4 protein-coding genes are annotated in these 6,559 nt (G+C 30.4%); all 4 read left to right on the plus strand.

Annotated features, from left to right (window positions below):
• On the plus strand, nt 1–3,608 hold a 3,608-nt coding region (dnaE, locus tag AB1Z17_RS06370), incomplete at its 5' end, for a DNA polymerase III subunit alpha (protein ID WP_368050961.1).
• Nucleotides 3,609–3,615: 7 nt separating this feature from the next.
• Entirely contained in the window at nt 3,616–4,713 is a 1,098-nt protein-coding gene (locus AB1Z17_RS06375) for an acyloxyacyl hydrolase (RefSeq protein ID WP_368050962.1), read from the plus strand.
• Between the two features lie 9 nt (nt 4,714–4,722).
• Nucleotides 4,723–5,823, plus strand: a complete 1,101-nt coding sequence (locus AB1Z17_RS06380; RefSeq protein WP_368050963.1) for an acyloxyacyl hydrolase — start codon at nt 4,723–4,725, stop codon at nt 5,821–5,823.
• 11 nt (nt 5,824–5,834) lie between these two features.
• On the plus strand, nt 5,835–6,559 hold a 725-nt coding region (locus tag AB1Z17_RS06385), incomplete at its 3' end, for a head GIN domain-containing protein (RefSeq protein ID WP_368050964.1).

The raw sequence follows: 6,559 nt of genomic DNA on the forward strand, positions 1-6,559 counted from the left end.
ATTTTGCGCACCTACACTGCCATTCTCAATTTTCAATATTACAATCTACCTCTAGCGTAAGTAACCTTATAAATTCTGCTATAAAAGATAATATGCCCGCAGTTGCAATTACCGACACGGGAAATATGATGGGAGCATATTACTTTGTGAGTGAAGCAATTACACACAATACTAAAGCCGAAAAATATAATAAAGATTTAAAAGAAGGAGAACAACCAAAACTTCTTATCAAACCAATTTTAGGGTGCGAATTTAATGTTTGTGAAAATCATTTAGACAAATCTCATAAAGACAATGGCTATCAAATAGTTATTTTAGCAAAAAACAAAAATGGCTATCATAATTTAGCAAAAATGTCTTCCATTTCTCATACAGATGGTTTCTATTATGTTCCAAGAATTGATAAAAGAATTATTGAAAAATTCAAAGAAGATTTAATTATACTTTCTGGAAATTTATATGGTGAAATACCTAGTAAAATTTTAAATGTTGGTGAAAAACAGGCAGAAGAAGCACTACTTTGGTGGAAAGAACAATTTGGAAGCGATTTTTACCTAGAAGTAATGCGTCACAACCAAGAAAATGAAAATCATGTAAATAAAATATTGATTGAATTTTCAAAAAAACACAACATAAAATTAATTGCGACAAACAATACTTTTTACACACGTGAAGAGGAAGCTGAAGCACATGATGTTTTATTGTGTGTAAAAGATGGAGAAAAAATGGCAACTCCGAAAGGTAGAGGAAGAGGATTTAGATATGGTCTACCAAATAACCAATATTATTTTAAGTCTCAGGATGAAATGAAATCTTTATTTAAAGATTTACCTGAAGCCATTACCAATATTCAAGAAATTGTAGATCAAATAGAAGTTTACTCTTTAAAAAGAGATGTACTACTTCCAAAATTTGATATTCCACAAGAATTTGTAGACCCTGAAGATTCTATAGATGGCGGAGTTCGTGGAGAAAACGCCTATTTAAAACACCTAACTTTTGAAGGTGCTAAAATAAGATATGGTGATGAATTAGATGAAAGCACCAAAGAACGTTTAGATTTTGAACTTTCAATTATCAAAAAAACCGGCTATCCTGGATACTTTTTAATTGTTTGGGATTTTATTTTAGAAGCTCGTAAGATGGACGTTTCCGTAGGGCCAGGTCGTGGATCGGCAGCAGGTTCAGCAGTAGCCTATTGTTTATGGATTACCAATATAGATCCTATTAAATACGACTTACTTTTTGAGCGTTTCTTAAATCCCGATCGTGTTTCATTACCCGATATTGATATTGATTTTGATGATGAAGGGAGACAAAAAGTAATCGATTTTGTAATTGATAAATATGGTGCTAGTCAGGTTGCACAAATTATTACTTACGGAACGATGGCTGCCAAATCTTCAATTAGAGATACTGCAAGAGCGTTGGATTTACCGTTGCATGAAGCCGATAGAATTGCAAAACTAATTCCTGGATTAAAATTGCAAAATATTTTTGGTGATGACCCCAAAAGTATCGCAAAAGTTAAAGGATTAAGAGCCGAAGAAATTGAAAAAGTTGAAGAACTTAGAAGACTTTCTGAAGGTTCTAACTTAGAAGCACAAACTATAAAACAGGCACGTGCTTTAGAAGGTTCTGTTAGAAATACTGGAACACACGCTTGTGGTGTAATTATTACTCCTGAAAAAATCACCAATTTAATTCCTGTTGCTACCGCAAAAGATAGTGACATGTACGTTACGCAGTTTGATAATAATGTGGTTGAAAGTGCTGGATTATTAAAAATGGATTTTTTAGGATTAAAAACCTTAACGCTTATTAAAGACACGGTTAAAATTATTAAGGCAATTCATAATAAAGATTTAGTGCCAGATGATTTTCCGTTAGACGATCAAAAAACATACGAACTCTTTCAAAAAGGTGAAACTATTGGCGTATTTCAATATGAATCTCCTGGTATGCAGAAGCATATGAAATCTTTAAAACCAACAGAATTTGCTGATTTAATTGCAATGAATGCTTTGTACCGTCCTGGCCCAATGGAATACATTCCGCTGTTTATTATGCGTAAACATGGGGAAGAATCTATTGAATACGATTTGCCAGAAATGGAAGAGCATTTAAAAGAAACCTATGGTGTAACTGTATATCAGGAGCAAGTGATGTTACTTTCTCAAAAATTGGCTGGTTTTAGTAAAGGTGATGCAGATATGTTGCGTAAAGCAATGGGAAAAAAGATTTTTTCTTTACTTGAAGAACTAAAACCAAAATTTATTGAAGGTGGTAAAAAGAATAACCATCCCGAAGAAAAATTAGAAAAGGTTTGGAAAGACTGGGAAGCTTTTGCTGCTTATGCATTTAACAAATCGCATTCTACTTGCTACGCATATATTGCTTACCAAACGGCCTATTTAAAAGCACATTATCCTGCAGAATATATGGCTTCGGTGTTGTCTAATAATATGAACGACATTAAGCAAATTACATTCTTTATGGAAGAATGTAAACGTGCCGGAATTCCTGTTTTAGGTCCAGATGTTAACGAATCTTATTACAAATTTGCAGTAAATAAAGAAGGTGCAATTCGATTTGGAATGGGCGCCATAAAAGGAGTTGGAGCTGGTGCAGTAGATGCTATTGTTGAAGAACGTAAAAATAACGGACCATATACTTCAATTTTTGATATTACAAAACGGGTAGATTTACGTGCTTGTAATAAAAAAGCATTTGATGGCTTGGCAATGGCTGGTGGTTTAGACTCTTTTAAAAATGTGCATCGCGCTCAATATTATCAATTAGATGAAAAAGGAGTAACTTTTATTGAAAGAGCAATTAGATACGGAAATAAATTTCAAGAGAATAAAAACTCGGCACAAGTTTCTTTATTTGGTGAAGCATCTGAAGTTCAATTTCCTGAGCCTGAAATTCCGTATGCAGAAAAATGGGGAATGATGGAAGAATTATCAAAAGAAAAAGAATTGGTTGGAATTTATATTTCCGGGCATCCTTTAGATGATTTTAAAAATGAAATTAAATATTTTTGCAGTACTCCTGTTTCAATTTTTAAGGAAGACTTAACTAAATATTTGGGCTCAAATTTTGCTTTTGCAGGAATTTTAACAGATGTTCAACACAGAGTGTCACAAAATGGTAATGAGTGGGCTTCATTTGTTGTCCAGGATTTTGGAGACAGCCACGAGTTTCGAATTTTTAAAGATGCCTATTTAAATTTTAAACCTTACTTATACGAAAATGCTTTTCGACAAATTAAAGTAAATATTGCTGCTGGCTGGAGAAACAAAGATGGAAAAATAGGTGAACCCAGAATTAATTTTACAGGAATTCAAATTCTGCAAGATGTTTTAGAAAAACAGTCTAAAAAAATAACCTTACAATTAGATATTAATCAAGTTAGCGAAACAAAAATTTCCGAAATCTATAAAATATTTAAGCAAAATGAAGGTTCTATTCCTGTGGATTTTACTGTATTTGACCTAAAAGATAAAATAAAGCTAAATTTGCACAGCAGATCTGTAAAAGTTAAAGTTTCAAACGAATTTTTAAAAATCTTAAAAGATGAAAAATTAAGATTTAAATTGAACTAATTTTTTTATGAAAAAAACCCTTTTTATCTTTTTTGTTTTCAGCTTTGCAATAAGTTTTAGTCAATCAAATTCCTCCTACTTTCAAGCAGATTATTTTTACGGAAATATATTACGTCAAAATCCAGATGCTTCTATTTTAATACAAGGACATCCAACAGGAGTTTTTGTAAGTTACAACAAAAGAACGTTTGGAGAAGAAAATTGGCAAGAGCATTACAATTACCCAGATTTCGGATATTCAATTGGCTATCAAGATTATAAATCAGATATTTTGGGTAAATTATATTCGGCTTACGGACATTACAATTTTTATTTTACCAATAGAACTTCCCCTAATCAACTAATTTTAAGAGCTGGAATTGGTTTGGCATACAACACAAATCCTTACAATAAAGAAACCAATAATAAGAATACTGCCTTTGGATCTCATTTAAATTCTAGTACTTATTTTAAACTGTATTTTCAAAGAGAAAATATAATCAACAATTTGGGTTTAAACGCCGGTTTAACATTTATACATGCTTCAAATTCTAATATAAAATCGCCAAATTCAGGTATGAATGTTTGGGCTGCAACCTTAGGTGTTAATTATAATTTATCTCCAGCACAAGTTGTTAATTACATTCCTTCTTCTGAAAGTAAGTATTTTAAAGAACCTATAAAGTATAATTTTGCAGTAAGAGGCGGAATTAACGAGTCTGAAATAATTGGTAGTGGTGTAAAACCATTTTTTGTAGTTTCGGCATATGCAGACAAACGTTTAAATAGAATATCCGCACTTCAATTTGGTGCAGATTTATATATTTCTCCAATTTTAAAAGATTATTACGAATTAAATTTAACCATACCACATACAAACTTAAAAGAAACTTCGGATTTTTCGAGAATTGGAATTTTTGTAGGACACGAATTATTTATCAATAAAATATCCATTGAAACCCAAGTGGGATATTATGTTAAATATCCTTTTGAATATCACGGAAGGTTGTATGAAACTTTAGGGCTAAAAAGATATATAAATGAAAAATGGTTTGCTTCATTACGATTAAAAGCACACGCAGCTGATGCAGAAACTGTAGAATTTGGAATAGGAATAAGACTTTAAAAAGTACATATGAAAAAATCAATTTTATTCTTTTTTCTTTCATTTACCGTTTTGGTTAATTCACAAACTGAAGCTATAAAGTACAACAACATTCAAACTGATTTCTTTTTCGGAAGACCTATTGAACACGATAAAAAACTAAAAGATGCAATTGATGGTAATTCTTATGGAATTTTATTAAGTTTCAATAAAATAAATACAAAAAACACAAATTTCAACAAACTGTACAACTATCCAGAAAGAGGTTTTTCCTTTTTATATCAGAACTTTAATTCGGATGTTTTAGGTGAAGTTTTTGGCGGTTACAGACATTACAATTATAATCTAAAAAACACATCAAGTTCAAGTTTAAAACTTATTAGCGGTTTTGGATTTGGTTATGTTACAAAATCTTATAATGCCATTACAAATCCAAATAACCACGCTCTTGGTTCTAAATTATTGGCTTCTGCCTATTTAAAATTGCAATTTTTTCAATTGTTGAAAAAAGAAAAATTAAGTATAAATACTGGAGTTAGTTTAATTCATTTTTCTAATATTGCCCTTAAAAACCCTAATTTAGGAATTAATACTGTAAATCTTAACGTAGGTTTTAACTACTTATTAGAACCTATAAAATTTCAGCCTTTACAAGAAGAAATTACTACTAATGAACTCGATAAAAAAGTATATTTTAATTTAATTTTACGTGGTGGTTACAACGAATCTTTAGAAATAGATAGTGGCATATTTCCATTTTACACCGTTACTTTTTATGCGAATAAAACCATTAATAAATTCTCTGATATTACTTTTGGAACAGATTATTTTAAATCGGAGTTTTTAAAAAATCATATTAAAAATAAAAATTTAGAGGAAGGTAAAACCTATAATGAAAATGATTATGCCAGAGTTGGAATATTTGTGGGACACGAATTAATTCAGAATAATTTTTCTTTTGTTTCTCAAATTGGATATACAGTTTATTATCCTTTTCCTTATGTTAGCAGGGTTTACGAGCGTTTTGGATTAAAATATAAATTAGGAAAGCATTTGTTTTCTGAAGTTACAATGAAAATAAATTTATTTAGAGCTGAAGCATTAGAAATTGGTTTAGGCTATAAATTTTAAAAAATAGTTACATGAAGAAAATAATTTATATATGTTGTTTAGTTACAATTTTCAGTTGTAATAGTGAAGATGCAGGAGATTGTATTCAAACAGCTGGTACTATTATAAAGCAAGAAATTGAGGTAGCTCCATTTACTAGAATTCTGGTAAATAAGAAAATTGCATTGGTAATTAGTGAAGGTCCAACTCAAAAAGTAATTGTAGAAACTGGTAAAAATTTAATGCCCGATATTGAAGTTCAAGTTATTGATAATCAGATGATTTTAACAAATCATAACTCTTGTAATTATTTTCGAGATTATGGCATTACCAAAGTTTATATTACAGCACCAGACATTAGTGAAATTAGAAATGCTTCAGAATTAAATGTTACCTCTGAAGGTTTGTTAACCTTTCCTAATCTATTTTTAGAATCGACCGGAATAGGGAATACGTTTTTAGCAGTTGGGGATTTTGATTTAAATATTGATAATTCTAAAGTTACTGTTTTAAGTAATGGTATATCAAATTTTTATTTATCTGGAAAAACAAAAGAACTAACAATTTATTTCGCAAGTGGAGACACACGTTTAGAAGGTAAAAACCTTATATCAGAAGATGTAACAATCTTACAAGTAAGCTCCAATGATATTTTAATTCATCCAACAAACAGTTTAAAAGGATCTATACATTCGGTTGGAAATGTTATTTCTTTTAACAAACCTTCAATTGTAGAAGTAGATGTGCAAAGTAAAGG

The organism is Lutibacter sp. (genome assembly GCF_040883305.1).
Classification (GTDB): domain Bacteria; phylum Bacteroidota; class Bacteroidia; order Flavobacteriales; family Flavobacteriaceae; genus Lutibacter.